Here is a 16581-nt window from a genome sequence, read left to right as displayed (position 1 = left end):
AGGAGCATCGCTTGCGCCGGAAAGGCTGCGGCATGCCCGAGGATGACGCATGATCCAGGAATTTTCCGAAGACGATATCGAACCTCTTGCCACCGGCGCCTGGATTCTGGGAACGGGCGGTGGAGGCAATCCCTATATCTCGACGCTCAATCTGCGCCGTCTTTATGCCGAAGGCAGGCGGGTGAAGGTCATGGACCCCATGGCGCTTGCTGATGACGACATGGTTGCGGTCGTCTCCAAGATGGGTGCACCGCTTGTTGGTCAGGAACGGCTGGGAGACCCCGTTCATCTTGCCCGCGCGGTCGAGGTCATGGAAGATTATCTCGGCAAGCCTTTCCGGGCGATCATGAGCGTGGAAATCGGCGGCTCGAATGCGTTATCGTCCTTCCTCGCCGCCGCCATGCTCGACCGGCCCGTCGTCAATGCCGATGCCATGGGACGTGCTTATCCCGAAGCGCAGATGACCTCATTCGCCATCGGCAACCTGCCGATGTTTCCGCTGTCTCTGGTCGATGTGCGAGACAATGAGGTGATCGTGACGCGCGCTGCATCGTGGAAATGGATGGAGCGCATCTCGCGCAAGGTCTGCACCGAAGTCGGTTCCACCGCCGCCACCTGCAAGGCGCCGCGCACCGGCAAGGAAGTGAAGGAATGGGGCATTCATTACACCGTCACAAAGGCGACCGAACTCGGGCGCGCGGTGATGGAGGCGCGTGCACGCCATGATGACCCGGTTCAGGCGGTTCTCAACCATGAGGGTGGCAAACAGTTGTTCCGCGGCAAGGTGGTGGATGTCGCCCGCGAGACCACCGGTGGCTTTCTGCGCGGCAGTACGACCATTGAAGGCATCGACGCCGATCGCGGCTCACGCATGGAACTTGCCTTCCAGAACGAGTGGGCGGTCGCCTTCCGCGACGGCCAGCCGGTCGCCATGACGCCGGACCTGATCTGCCTTCTCGACACTGTTTCGGGCAGCGCCATCGGCACGGAATCGGTGCGCTATGGCCAGCGTGTCACGGTTATCGCCCTGCCGGCGCCGGAACTCTTGACGACGCCTGCCGGCATTGCTGCCGTTGGCCCGCGTGCCTTCGGTTATGACATTGATTTCAGATCGGTATTCCCATGAAACGCATCGGTATTGACGTTGGCGGCACCAATACGGATGCCGTTCTGATCGATGGAGACGCCATCGTTGCCTCGATCAAGGTTCCGACCACGCAGGATGTCCTGTCCGGCGTGAAGGCGGCCCTCGCTCACGTGTCTGGCCATGTCGGCGCGGCAGATCGCCCGATCGATGCGGTCATGATCGGCACCACCCATTTCACCAATGCTGTCGTGGAGCGCGCCCGGCTGGGGCGAGTTGCGGCCATCCGCATCGCGCTGCCTACCGGTTCTTCACTGCCGCCCATGTGCGACTGGCCGAAGGATCTCTACGAGGCCGTCGATCCGCTGATCTTCATGGTTCATGGTGGCCATGAATACGATGGCAGTCCGCTGGTGCCGATGATCCCGGATGAAATCCGTGAAGCGGCAATGAAAATCCGCGATGCAGGCATTACCTCGATCGCCATTTCGGCAACCTTTTCGCCGCTGACCACGGAGTGCGAGGTGAGGGCGGCGGAGATTGTCCGTTCGGTGATCCCCGATGCACGCATCACGCTTTCCCACACGCTGGGCCGTATCGGGCTTCTGGAGCGCGAAAACGTCGCACTTCTGAATGCCGCCTTGCAGACGCTTGGCAGGACCACGGTACAGGCATTTTCGGATGCGCTGCGCGAAGCAGGTGTAAAGGCGCCGTTCTATCTTACACAGAATGACGGCACCGTGGCGCTTGCGGATGTAGCTGCCGCAAACCCCGTGCACAGCTTCGCTTCCGGCCCGACCAATTCGATGCGTGGTGCCGCTTTTCTCACCGGGCTTTCCGATGCCATGGTGGTGGATGTCGGCGGCACTACCTCCGATATTGGTTGCCTTGTCGGTGGTTTTCCGCGTGAGGCAAATAATATCGTCCATATTGGCGGGGTCCGCACCCTGTTCCGCATGCCCGATCTTCTACCTATAGCACTGGGCGGTGGCACCATTGTCGACCCGCAGACAGGCAAGATCGGCCCGCGCTCGGTTGGGTATCGCATCCTGACCGAAGCCCGCGTTTTCGGCGGTGAGACACTGACGGCATCGGATATCGCCGTTGCGGCTGGCCTGATCGAGATGGGCGACAGGGATCGTGTGAAGGGCCTCGATGCGGCATTCGTGCAGGCGACGCTCGGCCGTATCCGCGACATGGTGGCCGACAGTTTCGACCAGATGAAGACATCAGCCGAAGACGTGCCGCTGGTTGCGGTCGGCGGCGGCGCATTCCTGATACCGGAGCAGGTGCCGGGCGCATCCGAGGTGCTGCGTGTGGAAAATGCAGGCGTTGCCAATGCGCTTGGCGCAGCGATGGCGCAGGTGTCCGGTGAGGTGGATCAGGTCTTTTCCGGGTTGAGCCGCGACGAGGCCCTTGCGAAAGCCGAGACCGAAGCGCAGAACGCAGCGGTCGCTTCGGGAGCGGAGCGCGCGAGCCTCAAGACGCTTGAGGTGGAGGATATTCCCATCGCCTATCTGCCTGGCGGCGCTCGCAGGGTCCGCGTGCGTGTTATCGGCGATATCGCCTTTCATTGATGGTAAGAGGCCCTGCCTGCGGCGGGGCAACAGTGGAGTGAGGATATGACGAAGATCGCACTGGCCATTCACGGTGGTTGCGGGGTTATGCCGGAAGACAGCATGACTCCGGAGGAATGGGAAGCGGCGCGCCACGATCTGGCGGCGGCACTGCGCGCCGGTTATGGTGTACTCAAGGCTGGCGGAACTGCGCTGGAAGCGGTTGAGGCGGCAGTCGTCGTTATGGAGGACAGCCCGCATTTCAACGCAGGCCATGGGGCGGCGCTCAACGAGAATGGCATTCACGAACTCGACGCGTCGATCATGGATGGCAAGACCCTTGCGGCAGGCGCAATCAGCGCCTCTCGCGCCATCCGCAACCCGGTGAAGGCGGCCCGGGCGCTGATGGAGGATGAACGCGCAGTCTATCTCACCGGTGAAGCGGCTGACCGGTTTGCGAAGGAGAGAGGGCTTGCCACGGAGCCTCAATCCTACTTCACCACGCAAAAGCGTGTCGAGGCGCTGGCGGCCATGAAGGCCCATGCCACGGCAGGTACGGAAGCGACGGAAAACGAAAAACACGGAACCGTCGGTGCCGTGGCACTCGATGCTGCTGGGCATCTCGCAGCCGCGACATCCACCGGCGGCTACACCAACAAGCCTGACGGCCGGGTGGGTGACAGCCCTGTGATCGGGGCGGGCACCTATGCACGCGACGGCGCCTGCGCCGTTTCCGGCACCGGCAAGGGTGAATTTTTCATCCGTTACGTCGTCGGCCATGAGATCGCGTCCCGTGTCGCCTATCTCGGGCAGGATCTGGAAACCGCCGCCGGCAACCTCGTCCACAAGGATCTGGCGCCCTACGATATCGGTGCGGGTCTTGTCGCCATCGATGCCGAAGGCAGCATTGCCGCACCCTATAATACGCCCGGCATGTTCCGGGGCTGGGTGACCCCATCAGGAGAGGCCCGCGTCGCCACCCACGACAGGGTCTATGAGGTGGAATTGTAACCGGCGACCGAGCGGACCGCATGACAATGCTAAAAAAACCGGTGACATGAAGGCTTATCGGCGGCAAAAGGTCTGAACCGAAACCGGCTCGTCTTTTCATCCATGGTGCTGGCCTCATGAATATCAAGCAGCTCGAAGTCCTGCGCACGCTTCTGTCCACCGGCTCGACCATCGCCACTGCCAAGGCCATGGGGCTCAGCCAGTCCGGTATCAGCCGGCTTCTGGCGCAGCTCGAGGCGGACCTGTCGCTGACGCTGTTTGCCCGTGACAAGGGGCGGCTGATCCCGACACCGGAGGCGGTGCTTCTTGCGCGGGATGCGGAGAATGTGCTGCTTGCGGTCGATCGCATGTCCGGCCACGCCGAGGATCTGCGCAATGGTGCGGCTGGCCCGGAAATCGTCCGCATCGGCCTGCCAAGCAGCATGTGGGAAAATTTCGCGCCCGCCATGCTGATCGATTATGTCAGGGATTTTCCCGGCGTCCGTATTGAGACCTTTTTCGAAACGACGACCGCCATCAACAAGCTCGTTGGCGAGCGGGTGATCGATCTTGGTTTCCTGCGGATGGAGGGCGAGATTGGCCCGGGCATCGATGTTGAGCGTGTCGCGACCGGCAAAAGCGTCTGTGTGGTCCGTGAGGATCATCCGCTGGCCAAGCTTGACGAAATCACAGTCAAGGACCTGCGCAATGTTCCGCTCATTCTGATCGGCCGCCAGCGGCCGAACCGCATGGCGCTCGATCAGGTTTTCAAAAAGGCCGGCGTCAAGCCGATGGTGAAGATCGAGACCCACACCAACAGTTCCGCCTGCGCCTATGTGGCGCATGGGTTGGGAGTAACGATCATCAGCAGTTTTTATGCTAACCTCTACCGGCATCTTCCCGTTGTTGCCCGACCATTCGTTCCCCAGGCGACGCAGGAGTTCGGTCTTGCCCGCGCTTCCGGCGCACCTTTGTCCATCGCTGCGCAGGCGCTGAGTGATGCCTTGAAGCGGGAAATCCAGCTTTCGCAAAAAATCGACTGAAAACGGGATTTTGGGCGGAAAATCTCATTGTCCTCATCAGGATCAAACGCGCCGTCATTCTGCATAGATATATGACATTTATGCATAATATTGCGCCTTATTTATCAATCCGTCATAGTCGCCAGCAACGAAACCGATAGAGGCGGGATACCATTCCCCGCCATCAATCGTGGGGAACCGATGATAAGATTCATACTGAGCCGTCTTTTGATGGCGCTGCCGACGATCGCATTCGTGTCGATCACGGTCTTCGCGCTCATCCGCTTTATTCCGGGTGATCCGGCTGCCCTGATGCTGGGTGACATGGCGCAACCGGAACAGATCGAAGCGATGAGGACCGAACTCGGCCTCGACAAGTCCATGCCGCAACAGTTCCTCATCTGGGCCGGCAATGTGGTGCAGGGCGATTTTGGCCGCTCCATCGTCAATGACGAGCCGGTGCTGCCGTTGGTCGTGTCGCGCTTCCTCGTCAGCGCCGAGATCGTCGTGGTCGCCGTGCTGCTCGCCAGCCTGATTGCGGTTCCGGCGGGCGTGATCGCCGCCTGGAAGCAGAACAGCCTGACCGATCTTGCCCTTGTTGGAACGGCAACCCTGCTGCTGTCCATCCCGACATTCTGGCTGGGCCTTCTGCTTCTTCTGTTTTTCGGCCTCAAGCTCGGCTGGCTGCCGGTGCTGGGATATGTGTCGATCGGCGACAATCTGGTCGGCGGCATGCTTTATCTGGTCCTGCCTGTCATGACGCTGGTGATCCATGAAATGGGTGTTCTGATCCGCATGGCGCGTGCCTCGACGCTGGAAGTGCTGCGGCTGGATTACATCACCCATGCCCGCGCCAAGGGGCTTTCGGAAAGTGCGGTTCTCTGGCGGCACGCGTTCAAGAACGCCTTCGGCCCGACCTGGACGATGATCGGCCTCATTCTCGGCAATCTTCTTGGCGGCATCGCCGTCATCGAGACGGTGTTCACCATTCCCGGCCTCGGACGGCTGATGGTCGACAGTATTTTTGCCCGCGACTATCCGGTCATACAGGGCTGCCTGTTGTTCGTCTCGCTGTCCTATGTGCTGGTCAACCTGTTCGTCGACCTTCTTTATCCCCTCTTCGATCCGCGTGTGGTTGCCGAATGAAAAAGTTCACACTTAACGGGCTTATCGGCGGCTTTCTCATCGCCCTCCTGCTCATCACTGCCGTGACCGGCCTGTTCTGGACGCCCTATGACCCGATGAAGCTCGGCTTCGCTTCGCGTCTGGCTGCACCCGGTCCGAGCCATCTTCTCGGCACCGACGAATTCGGGCGCGATGTTCTCAGCCGTCTGATGGTCGGCGCGCGCGCCAGTGTCTGGATCGGCTTTCTGACGGTCAGCTTCGCAACGATCTGCGGCACCCTGATCGGCCTTGTCAGCGGTTATGCACGCGGCTGGGTGGATGGCGTTATCATGGCCATCAACAATGCGCTCCTGGCCTTTCCGGGTATTCTACTCGCACTCGGGCTGCTCGCGGTTTTCGGCGCTAATCAGTATGGCATCATCTTCGCACTCGGCATCGCCTATACGCCATCCATGGCCCGCGTGGTGCGCGGTGCCGTGCTTTCTCTGCGTGAGCGGGAATTCATCGAGGCGTCGCTGGTAATGGGCAATGGCGAGATTTACACCATGTTCCGCCACATCCTGCCCAATTGCATTGCGCCGATCACGGTTCTTGCCACCTCCATGTTCGGCTGGGCCATCCTGTCGGAAAGCGCGCTGTCCTTCCTCGGTCTTGGTGTGCCGCCGCCGGCTCCGACCTGGGGCAACATGCTGGCCGCCGGCCGGCCCTTCATCCAGCAGGCCGTGTGGCTCGGGCTTTTCCCCGGTCTCTGCATCGCGCTGACGCTGCTTGGCATCAATCTTCTGGGCGACGCCCTTCGCGACAGGCTTGACCCGCGCATGAGAGGTCTCAAATGACTGATAGTACGCTTCTCACCGTTCGCGGCCTTTCGCTGGAGGTCGCCAGAACCGGCCACCCAGTCGTCAAGGATGTCTCATTCGATATTGCCGCGGGCGAAATCTTCGGCATCGTCGGCGAAAGCGGCTCGGGAAAGACGCTCGCAACCCGCGCGCTTATCTCGCTTTTGCCGCCGGCCATCGCCGTCACCGGCGGGTCGATCATCTACAAGGGGCAGGATGTCATGTCCTTGCCGGTGAAGGAGCTTCGGCGTCTCCGCGGCGCGGAGATCGGCGTGGTGTTTCAGGAGCCGATGACCTCCCTCAACCCATCGATGACGATTGGCCGGCAGCTGGAGGAGGGGCTGATCCTTCACACGAAGTTGTCGCCCGAAGAGCGTCGCGAGAAAATTCTCGACATGCTGCGACGGGTGGGCATCCGCGACCCCGAAGGTGCGCTGGCGGCCTATCCGCACGAGTTTTCCGGCGGCATGCGCCAGCGCATCATGCTGGCCTCGGTCATGCTGTTGAAACCCGCTTTGCTGATCGCCGATGAACCGACGACGGCGCTTGATGCGGTCATCCAGCGCGATGTCATGGAACTGATGGTCGAGCTGACGCGGGCGGAAGGCACTGCCGTTCTCCTCATCAGCCACGACCTGCCCATGGTGGCGCGTTATACCAGCCGCATCGTGGTGATGGAAAAAGGCGCGATCGTCGAGCAGGGCCGCACCGAGGACCTGCTGGATGCGCCGCAGCACCCCTATACGAAAAAGCTGCTTTCCTCCCTGCCATTTCGTGGCGAGCCGCGCGCCGTCGACACGAGCAAGGCGCCGATGGTTTCGGCCCGGAATATCGTCGTTGATTATGCCGGTCGCAAGTCGCTGCTCAAGAAAGCCAAATCGAAGCGGGCGCTGCATGGCGTCAGCATCGATATTCATGAAGGCGAGGTCGTGGCGCTGGTCGGTGGCTCCGGTTCTGGCAAGACCACGCTTGGCCGCACCATCGCCGGTCTCGTCAAGGAAAGCGAAGGGCAAATCCGCTTTCAGGGCCGGGAGCGCAACGAGGACTGGAAAGACTACCGTCTGAATTGCCAGATGGTGTTTCAAGATCCCTATTCCTCTCTCGATCCGCGCATGACCATTCAGGCGCTCGTGGAGGAGGCTCTGCGCCTCGTGCCCGGTCTCGACCAGGCCGCCAAGCGCAAACGCGCGCTGGAAACGCTGGAAGAGGTGGGACTTGGCGCTGATTATGCCACCCGTTACCCGCACGAGCTTTCCGGCGGCCAGCGCCAGCGTGTGGCGATTGCACGCGCCATTGCCCGCCGTCCGCGTTTCCTGATCGCTGACGAACCTGTCTCCGCCCTTGACGTGACGGTGCGGGCGCAGGTGCTCGATCTCTTTTCCGATCTGCAGAAACGTTACGGTTTTTCCTGCCTGTTCATCAGCCACGATCTCGGTGTGGTCGAGCAGGTGGCCGACCGTGTCGTCGTCATGCAGGACGGTCGCATCATCGAAGAGGGCGACCGCGATACGATTTTCGACAGCCCGAGAGAGGCCTATACGCGCCGGCTGCTCTCGGCCATTCCCGCCCTCGACCAGAATGAAAAGGGCGGTGTGACACTGAAATGGCGTCTGGAAGATGAAGTTTAACAGGAAGATGACAATGACTGTGGCTGCCCAACTGAATGCTATCTGTGATGCACAGCCTTTCGTGACACGTTTCATGGTGCGCAATCTCCTGACCGGCGAAGAGATCGGACGGGGAGAAAACGAGGAGACGCCATCGGGCAGCACCCGCAAGACGTCGATCATGATGGCCGTGCTCAAGGCCGCCAGCGAAGGGCGGATCGATCTCGACCAGCCCGTCACCTATGAAAAGAGGCTGGCGGAAGAAGTGGCGAGCGGCATGTTCCGCTATCTGACGCCGGGCATTGTCATTTCCCTGCGCGATGCGCTCGCCGGCATGATGGTGCTGAGCGACAATGTCTGCACCAAGATGGTGCTGGAGAGGCTGACGCTGGAAGAGGTGGATGGTTATTGCAAATCACTCGGCATGGCCAATACCCATCATCGTTTCCTCATTCCGCCGCTGGCGCTGGCGGCCGATCATCCGCTGAAGACCGTCACCACCACGTCCGCGGCGGATCAGGTGCTGCTGCTTCAGACTATTCTCGATGCGCAATCCTCGCCCGAGGCACAGGCAAAACTCGGTTGCAGCCCGCAATTGTGCGAGTGGGCCATGCAGACGCTGAAGAACCAGATTTTGCGTTACGGAATCCGCTCCCGTCTGCCTTTCGAGGCCATGGTGGCGAGTAAGAGCGGACGCGGCAAGCGCGGCCGCATGGATGCCGGCATCGTCTACAGGAACGGCGCGCCGTCTTTCATCATCACCGCCTATACCGATGAAGTGCCGCACACCCTGCCGGACGGCACGCCGGGATACACCATCGCGCTCGAAACGATCGGCCGGCTGGCACAGGCCTGCTGGGACGGGTTTTAATCACTCACAATCAATGACAACAAAGAGGGTAGAACAGTGAAAAAACTTCTTCTTGCAGGCGTTGCCCTGCTCGTGACCGCCAATATCGCGGCGGCCCGCGATATCACCATCGCGCAAAGCTCCGATCTGCGCAGCAACAATCCGGGTGTGAACCGCGACGGCAATACGGACGGGGTTATCCTGCACATCGTCGAAGGCCTTGTCGGTTATAACAATGCCGGCGAGGTGAAGCCGCTTCTCGCCGAAACCGTCGATGTCTCTTCTGACGGCCTGATCTATACTTTCAAGCTTCGCAAGGACGTGAAATTCCACAATGGCAAGCCGCTCACCGCAGAGGATGTCGTCTGGAACTGGACACGTTATCTGAAGCCGGAAACTAAATGGACCTGCCTCAACGATTTCGCGGAAGGCGGAGCCGCACACGTCACCGGCGTCAAGGCCACGGATGCATCCACGGTCGAGATCACCCTCGAAAAACCCTCGGCCGTCTTCCTCGGCCTCATGTCGCGGCCGGAATGCGGTTATACCGGCATGATCTCGCCGGAATCGGTTGCTGCCGATGGCAGCTTCGCCAAGCCGATCGGCACCGGGCCGTTCCAGTGGGACGAGTGGAAGAAGGGCGAATATATCCGTCTTGCCAAAATTGCCGATTATGTTTCGCCGGCAAATGACGGTAAGCCGGATGGCATGGTTGGCTCCAAGCGGCCGCTCGCCGATGGCATCAAGTTCATGGTCATTCCCGATGCCTCGACCGTGAAGGCCGGGCTTGAATCCGGCGTGCTAGATACTGCCGAGATTTCTCCCGATCTCATTCCCGAGTTCAAGACCAATGAGAAGATGCAGCTCATCGTCTCCCGCAACAACGGCAAGAACCTGTTCTACATCCAGACCCGCGACAAGGTGCTGAGCAATCCCGGTGTGCGCCGCGCCATGGCGATGGCGCTCGATCTCGACGAACTGGTCGCGGCTGCATCGAACGGTACGGGTGAAGCCAACGGTTCGATGGTCTCGCAGGATTCGGTCTATTACGACGAGGCCCAGAAGAAGCGTCCGGCCTATGACATCGAAGCGGCCAAGAAGGAGCTGGCCGCCGCCGGTTACAAGGGCGAGCCGATCTCCATCATCGCCAACAAGCGCGGCAACGTGCCGAGCTTCCCGGCTGCCGTCATGGCGCAGGCCATGATGCAGCAGGCGGGTCTCAACGTGCAGATCGAGGTGCTGGATTATGCGACGCAGGTGGATCGCCGCCGTTCCGGCAATTATCAGGTGATCTCGCAGTCGGTCGCCCCGCGTCTCGACCCGGCGCTGATGTATGCCTTCTATGTCGGCAACAAGGACAAGAACGCCTCCCTGATGTGGGATGATCCGAAGGCGATCGAACTGATGAAGGCGGCCTATGTCGAGGCTGACCAGACGAAGCGCCAGAAGATTTTCGACGAATTTCACGAACTGATGCTGAGGGAAATGCCGGGCATCTTCCTTTACGACATGGTCGATGTCTGGGGCGCGACGAAAAAGCTGAAGGGCCAGCCGGTCTGGCAGTCGAACGCCCGTCTCTGGGAAGTCTCGGTCGACAACTGATCTACTATGACCGCGCCGGAGGCGGACTCTGGCGCGGTCTTTCCATCATAGAGCGTAAGGATTTGGCGGAGTTTCCGCCGAAGCGCTTGCGCGTGCCCGCAAAGGGCGGAAATGCGAGGACAAGCCATGAACCGTGATGCCGTGATGTCGATTGCCGCCGAAGTCGAGGCGATGAAGCCCGATTTCACCACCCTGAGCGACAGTATCTGGGATTTTGCTGAGCTGAAATTCGAAGAACGGCAATCTGCCGGCGTTCTGGCTGCAGCGCTTGAGGAAAATGGCTTTGCGGTTCGCCGCGGCGTGGCAGGCATGGAAACGGCCTTCATCGGCGAATTCGGCAGCGGCAAGCCGGTCATCGCCTTCCTCGGCGAATTCGATGCGCTGGCCGGCATGAGTCAGTTGGCCGATGTGGCGCAGGTGCAGCCGCGCGAGGCAGGCGCCACCGGCCATGGCTGCGGCCACAACCTGCTTGGCGTCGGCTCATTGATGGCCGCTATTGCTCTCGCCCGGCATCTGAATGCCAATCATCTTCCCGGCACAGTGCGTTATTACGGTTGCCCCGGCGAAGAAGGTGGTTCCGGCAAGACCTTCATGGTGCGCGCCGGCCTGTTCGATGATGTCGACGCGGCGCTGACCTGGCATCCGGCACCGTTCAACGGCGTACGCTCAACCAATAATCTTGCCGTGCTGGAATATTTCTACCGTTTCAAGGGTGTTGCAGCCCACGCCTCCAACGCCGCCCATCTCGGGCGTTCGGCGCTCGATGCCGTCGAACTCATGAATGTCGGTGTCAACTTCCTGCGCGAACATATGCCGCAGGATTGCCGGGTGCATTATGCGATCACCGATACCGGCGGCAAGGCGGCGAATGTGGTGCAGGCGAAGGCCGAAGTACTTTACCTGATCCGCGCCCCGGAAATGCGCCAGGCGCTCGATCTTGCCGCGCGGGTGGACAAGGTCGCGCGCGGCGCGGCGATGATGACCGAAACCGAGGTGGAGATCGTCTTCGATACCGCTTCCACCAATCTCCTTCCCAACATCACGCTGGAAACGGCGATGCATGAAAACATGGTGGCGCTTGGCCCTATCGCCTTCGACGAGGCGGATATCGCTTTCGCCAAACGCATTCAGGATACTTTCACCGACGAGGCGATCAAAAGCAGCATCCGGCTCTACCAGATAAAGGGCGATGTTTTTTCCAACCGGAAGATCGATGGTTCGACGCCCCTGCATCTCGGCCTGCGGGATTTCGAGGGACAATCGCATTTCCGGGCGGGTTCCACCGATGTCGGTGACGTCAGCTGGGTGACGCCAACCGCGCAGTGCTGGACGCCGGCCTGGGCGGTCGGCACCAATCCGCATACCTGGCAGGTGGTGGCGCAGGGCAAAAGCTCTGCCGCACACAAGGCCATGGCGCATGCTGCCAAGGCAATGGCGTCGACAGGCCTTGCGCTGATGATCTCGCCGGAACTGCTCGCCAACGCCAAGAGGGAGTGGCAGGAAAAGACCGAAGGCAGCAAATATGTCTGCCCGATTCCCGCCGATGTCATGCCTGGCTCCCACCCGTAAGGCGCTACGCACTTCCATTTGCCGCCGTCCGTCTGCCGCCAGATTTCCACAGGCGGCATGGTGAATCGCATGAACGTTCCAAGGTGAAGAAATCCGATGCGCCGCCGGCCTTCTGAAAAGAGGGCCGGCGGATTGCGGTTTGGAATAAATCTTCCATCTCAGCCGAGTTAATCCCAATTCCGAACCGCAAGCCGTAATTTCAACGGCTTATGGTTCCTCGCCCAAAGACCGGGAATGGGGCGAACAGAGCTTTGGCACCTTCATCGGCAATCCGGTCTGGAACGTGCGTGCTCTTGAATGTCCAATCATCACAGTCTTGTGCGCCGCTCCACAGCAGGGCTGCGAAGAAAGCATTGACGTTCGAACCAAAAATGGAATAAATATATCGAACAGACAGAAAATCGGTTTCATTATTCCGTTTTCTGGACGTGAGGAGGTTGCGGCGGGCTTTCGGGTTCGCCTCCGGCTGGGAGAGGCGGCGCCGGACGCCATGGAGGAGAAAAACAATGAGGAAATTTATCATCGGCGCAGCCATGTCTGCGCTTCTCGGCACAGCGGCACATGCGGAGACAGTCGGTGTCTCGATGGCGTTGTTCGACGACAACTTCCTGACAGTGCTGCGCAACGGCATGCAGGATTATTCCAAGGAACTGAAGGGCGTCACCCTGCAGGTTGAGGACGCGCAGAACGACGTCGCCAAGCAGCAGAGCCAGATTCAGAATTTCATCGCGTCCAAGGTCGATGCGATCATCGTCAACCCGGTTGACACGGATGCGACGGCGGCCATGTCGAAGCTTGCCGCCGATGCCAAAATTCCGCTTGTTTACGTCAACCGCCAGCCGGTGAACGTCGACAGCCTGCCTGATGGCCAGGCATTCGTCGCCTCCGACGAAACGGTTGCCGGCACGCTTGAGGCCAAAGAGGTTTGCCGCCTTCTCGGTGGCAAGGGCAATGCGGTCATCATGATGGGCGAGCTTTCCAACCAGGCTGCGCGCATGCGCACACAGTCTGCGAAAGATGTTTTGAAGACCGACGAGTGCAAGGGCATTTCCGTGGTTGAAGAGCAGACCGCGAACTGGCAGCGTACGCAGGGTTCCGACCTCGTGACCAACTGGCTCTCCAGCGGCATCGAGTTCAACGCCGTCATCGCCAACAACGATGAAATGGCGATTGGTGCTCTCCAGGCGCTGAAGGCCGCGGGCAAGGATATGAAAGGCTATGTCGTCGCCGGTGTTGACGCCACGCAGGATGCGCTCGCGGCCATGCAGGCGGGCGATCTCGACGTCACGGTCTTTCAGGATGCGGCGGGGCAGGGCAAGGGTGCTCTCGATGCTGCGCTGAAGCTCGTCAAGGGCGACAAGGTCGAGAAGAAGGTCTACATTCCTTTCCAGCTCGTCACGCCTGAAAACGTCAAGGACTACGTGGCCAAGAACTAACGGCCCCTTCCGGCATCTGCGCCTGTTTCAGGTGATCCCGGAGGCAGATGCCGGTTCCCGTCAGCACTGGGGAGCAAGCTTCGGTGTGTGAGCGGATTGCGATGGGATTTCAGTGAATTCAAAGTGTTACAGCGCCCTTGTGTCGTGATCGGCACGGCGCTGTAAGCCTCCCCGGAGGCAAGGGTGCGCCCTCTGGCAAAACCCTATCTCCGGTCATTTTTGTCTATTGTGGAGGGTGAGATGGTTGTCAGTCCATCGACAATGGCCGCCGTGCGCGCCAGCGGAGCCGTGCCGAATGCGGAGTTTCTTCTCGCAGCGGATGGCGTACGCAAGGAATTTCCCGGCGTCGTGGCGCTCGATGATGTGCAATTCCACCTCAAGCGCGGCACCGTGCATGCGCTGATGGGCGAGAATGGCGCCGGCAAATCGACGCTGATGAAGATTCTCGCCGGCATCTACCAGCCGGACAACGGCGAAATTCGCCTGAAAGGCGCGCCGATCCGTCTCGATTCCCCGCTCGATGCGCTGGAGAACGGCATCGCCATGATCCATCAGGAACTGAACCTGATGGCTTACATGACGGTTGCGGAAAACATCTGGATCCGCCGCGAGCCGAAAAACCGGCTGGGCTTCATTGATCACGGCGAAATGTATCGCCGCACCCAGACCCTGCTTGAGAGGCTGGGTATTGATCTCGATCCGGAAACCCGTGTTGGTGAGCTTTCGGTGGCAAGCCGTCAGATGGTTGAGATCGCCAAGGCGGTTTCCTACGATTCCGACGTTCTCATCATGGACGAGCCGACATCTGCGCTGACGGAGCGCGAGGTCGAGCATCTCTTCCGCATCATTCGTGATCTTAGGGAGCGCGGCATCGGCATCGTCTACATCACCCATAAGATGAACGAGCTGTTCGAGATCGCCGACGAGTTCTCGGTTTTCCGCGACGGCAAATATATCGGCACTCACGCTTCCACCGATGTGACGCGTGACGACATCATCCGCATGATGGTGGGCCGGGAAATCACCCAGATGTTCCCCAAGGAAGAGGTTCCGATCGGCGACGTCGTTCTGTCGGTCAAGAACCTGAACCTTGATGGCGTGTTCCATGACGTCTCCTTTGATGTCCGCGCCGGTGAAATTCTCGGCGTTGCAGGTCTTGTCGGCTCGGGCCGCTCCAATGTGGCGGAAACCGTGTTCGGTGTGACGCCCGCTTCCTCAGGGACGATAACGATCAACGGCAAGCCGGTTTCGATCGACAGCCCGACGAAGGCTATCAGTCACCGCATGGCGTTTCTGACGGAGGACCGCAAGGATACGGGGTGCCTGCTGATCCTCAATATTCTTGAGAACATGCAGATCGCCGTCCTGCAGGACAAATATGTCGCCAATGGTTTCGTGCAGGAAAACGCGCTTTCGGAAGCCTGCGAGGAGATGTGCCGCAAGCTCCGGGTTAAGACGCCGCATCTTTACGAACGTATCGAAAACCTGTCCGGCGGCAACCAGCAAAAGGTTCTGATCGGTCGTTGGATGCTGACCAAACCGCGCATTCTCATTCTGGATGAGCCGACGCGCGGCATCGATGTCGGGGCGAAGGCCGAAATTCACAAGCTGGTTTGCGAGATGGCGCGCCAGGGCGTCGCCGTCATAATGATTTCCTCCGAAATGCCGGAGGTTCTGGGTATGAGCGACCGTGTCATGGTCATGCATGAAGGTCGGGTGACGGGCTTCCTTGATAGAAGTGAAGCCACGCAGGTGAAAGTGATGGATCTCGCATCGCGGTGAGGCGCGCCGGGATTTCTCGAGGAGGAACGATTATGAATACGAACGCCGCCGCCAACACGGAGTTGGATGCAAAATCCGGACGCAAGCCGCACCGGCGCATCCCGCCCGAGGCCAATATATTTTTCGTGCTGATCGGCATTGCGCTGGTTTATGAAATTCTCGGCTGGATTTTCATCGGCCAGAGCTTCCTCATGAACCAGCAGCGCCTGACGATCATGATCCTGCAGGTTTCTGTCATCGGCATCATCGCGGTTGGCGTGACCCAGGTCATCATCACCGGCGGTATCGATCTCTCCTCCGGCTCCGTCGTAGGCCTGACGGCGATGTTGTCCGCCAGCGTGGCGCAATCCTCCACATGGCCGCGAGCTCTCTATCCGGGGCTGACCGATCTGCCTTTCTTCATACCGCTCGCGGTCGGCATATTGGCCGGTACCCTGGCGGGTTTCATCAACGGACAGCTCATCGCGCGTACCAAAATTCCGCCCTTCATCGCAACACTCGGCATGATGGTGACGGCGCGCGGTCTTTCCAAATGGTATACGAAGGGCCAGCCGATCTCGGGGCTCACCGACGGTTTCAACTTCATCGGCACGGGTATCTGGCCGGTCGTGGTTTTCCTCGTCGTCGCCGTCATTTTCCATGTGGCGCTGCGTTATACGCGCTACGGCAAGTTCACCTATGCCATCGGCGCCAACCAGCAGGCGGCCCGCGTCTCCGGTATCAATATCGAGGCGCATCTGATCAAGGTCTATGCGATTGCCGGCATGCTGGCCGGTCTCGCCGGCGTCGTTACCGCTGCCCGCGCGCAGACGGCGCAGGCCGGCATGGGCGTGATGTATGAACTTGATGCCATCGCCGCGGCCGTTATCGGCGGCACGTCGCTCGCCGGCGGTGCCGGGCGCATCACCGGAACGGTGATCGGCACCATCATTCTCGGTGTCATGACGTCGGGCTTCACCTTCCTCAGGGTGGATGCCTATTACCAGGAAATCGTCAAAGGCCTCATCATCGTGGCCGCGGTCGTTGCTGACGTCTACCGGCAGAAGAAACGCGCAAAGCGCTAAATCCTCCTCCCAGACTTGGGGCAGGCCTTCAGGCTTGCCCCTTTTTTGTGTTCTT

The 16581-nt window shown here is 60.1% G+C and carries 14 protein-coding genes; 13 read left to right on the top strand and 1 reads right to left on the bottom strand.

Annotation, left to right across the window (positions count from 1 at the left end; genetic code table 11):
- Positions 1–49 precede the first annotated feature (49 nt).
- The 10 genes from MRBLRC7O_RS16235 (at position 50) to MRBLRC7O_RS16190 (ending at position 12244) form a co-directional block, all read left to right on the top strand.
- Positions 50–1126: an S-methyl thiohydantoin desulfurase family protein gene (locus MRBLRC7O_RS16235; RefSeq protein ID WP_003506758.1), complete on the top strand. Its 1077-nt coding sequence runs from the start codon at positions 50–52 to the stop codon at positions 1124–1126.
- Entirely contained in the window at positions 1123–2661 is a 1539-nt protein-coding gene (locus tag MRBLRC7O_RS16230; RefSeq protein WP_060726916.1) for a hydantoinase/oxoprolinase N-terminal domain-containing protein, read from the top strand. The genes MRBLRC7O_RS16235 and MRBLRC7O_RS16230 overlap by 4 nt, the downstream gene beginning before the upstream one ends.
- A gap of 45 nt (positions 2662–2706) precedes the next feature.
- Complete coding sequence (locus MRBLRC7O_RS16225) at positions 2707–3651, top strand: isoaspartyl peptidase/L-asparaginase family protein (RefSeq protein WP_060726915.1); 945 nt, start codon at positions 2707–2709, stop codon at positions 3649–3651.
- A gap of 116 nt (positions 3652–3767) precedes the next feature.
- The gene (locus tag MRBLRC7O_RS16220; protein ID WP_003506755.1) at positions 3768–4673 is read left to right on the top strand and encodes a LysR family transcriptional regulator; all 906 of its coding nucleotides are present in this window, start codon (positions 3768–3770) and stop codon (positions 4671–4673) included.
- A 180-nt stretch (positions 4674–4853) separates the two neighbouring features.
- Complete coding sequence (locus MRBLRC7O_RS16215; RefSeq protein ID WP_060726914.1) at positions 4854–5798, top strand: ABC transporter permease; 945 nt, start codon at positions 4854–4856, stop codon at positions 5796–5798.
- Positions 5795–6613, top strand: a complete 819-nt coding sequence (locus tag MRBLRC7O_RS16210) for an ABC transporter permease (protein WP_003500526.1) — start codon at positions 5795–5797, stop codon at positions 6611–6613. Before MRBLRC7O_RS16215 ends, MRBLRC7O_RS16210 begins: the two co-directional genes overlap by 4 nt.
- Positions 6610–8244 (top strand): ABC transporter ATP-binding protein, encoded by a 1635-nt coding sequence (locus MRBLRC7O_RS16205; protein ID WP_060726913.1) that lies wholly within the window; start codon positions 6610–6612, stop codon positions 8242–8244. The genes MRBLRC7O_RS16210 and MRBLRC7O_RS16205 overlap by 4 nt, the downstream gene beginning before the upstream one ends.
- A gap of 13 nt (positions 8245–8257) precedes the next feature.
- Positions 8258–9094 (top strand): serine hydrolase, encoded by an 837-nt coding sequence (locus MRBLRC7O_RS16200; RefSeq protein ID WP_060726912.1) that lies wholly within the window; start codon positions 8258–8260, stop codon positions 9092–9094.
- A gap of 36 nt (positions 9095–9130) precedes the next feature.
- Positions 9131–10675 (top strand): ABC transporter substrate-binding protein, encoded by a 1545-nt coding sequence (locus tag MRBLRC7O_RS16195; RefSeq protein ID WP_060726911.1) that lies wholly within the window; start codon positions 9131–9133, stop codon positions 10673–10675.
- Positions 10676–10801: 126 nt separating this feature from the next.
- Entirely contained in the window at positions 10802–12244 is a 1443-nt protein-coding gene (locus MRBLRC7O_RS16190) for a M20 family metallopeptidase (RefSeq protein ID WP_060726910.1), read from the top strand.
- Between the two features lie 199 nt (positions 12245–12443).
- On the opposite strand, the gene MRBLRC7O_RS16185 is transcribed toward MRBLRC7O_RS16190, so the two are convergent.
- Positions 12444–12779 (bottom strand): hypothetical protein, encoded by a 336-nt coding sequence (locus MRBLRC7O_RS16185; protein WP_003506748.1) that lies wholly within the window; start codon positions 12777–12779, stop codon positions 12444–12446.
- Here MRBLRC7O_RS16185 and MRBLRC7O_RS16180 point away from each other — a divergent pair.
- The 3 genes from MRBLRC7O_RS16180 to MRBLRC7O_RS16170 all read left to right on the top strand — a co-directional run bounded on the left by MRBLRC7O_RS16180 (position 12751) and on the right by MRBLRC7O_RS16170 (position 16526).
- A complete protein-coding gene (locus tag MRBLRC7O_RS16180; protein ID WP_060726909.1) occupies positions 12751–13680 on the top strand; it encodes a sugar ABC transporter substrate-binding protein in 930 nt (309 codons plus the stop codon). The genes MRBLRC7O_RS16185 and MRBLRC7O_RS16180 overlap by 29 nt on opposite strands.
- A 240-nt stretch (positions 13681–13920) precedes the next feature.
- Positions 13921–15462: a sugar ABC transporter ATP-binding protein gene (locus tag MRBLRC7O_RS16175; protein ID WP_060726908.1), complete on the top strand. Its 1542-nt coding sequence runs from the start codon at positions 13921–13923 to the stop codon at positions 15460–15462.
- 32 nt (positions 15463–15494) lie between these two features.
- A complete protein-coding gene (locus tag MRBLRC7O_RS16170; RefSeq protein ID WP_003510336.1) occupies positions 15495–16526 on the top strand; it encodes an ABC transporter permease in 1032 nt (343 codons plus the stop codon).
- Positions 16527–16581: the final 55 nt, after the last annotated feature.

Source organism: Agrobacterium radiobacter, from assembly GCF_040801995.1.
Classification (GTDB): Bacteria; Pseudomonadota; Alphaproteobacteria; order Rhizobiales; family Rhizobiaceae; genus Agrobacterium; species Agrobacterium radiobacter.
The sequence above is the reverse complement of the archived record's forward strand: the minus strand, read 5'-3'. Positions and strand labels throughout refer to the sequence as shown.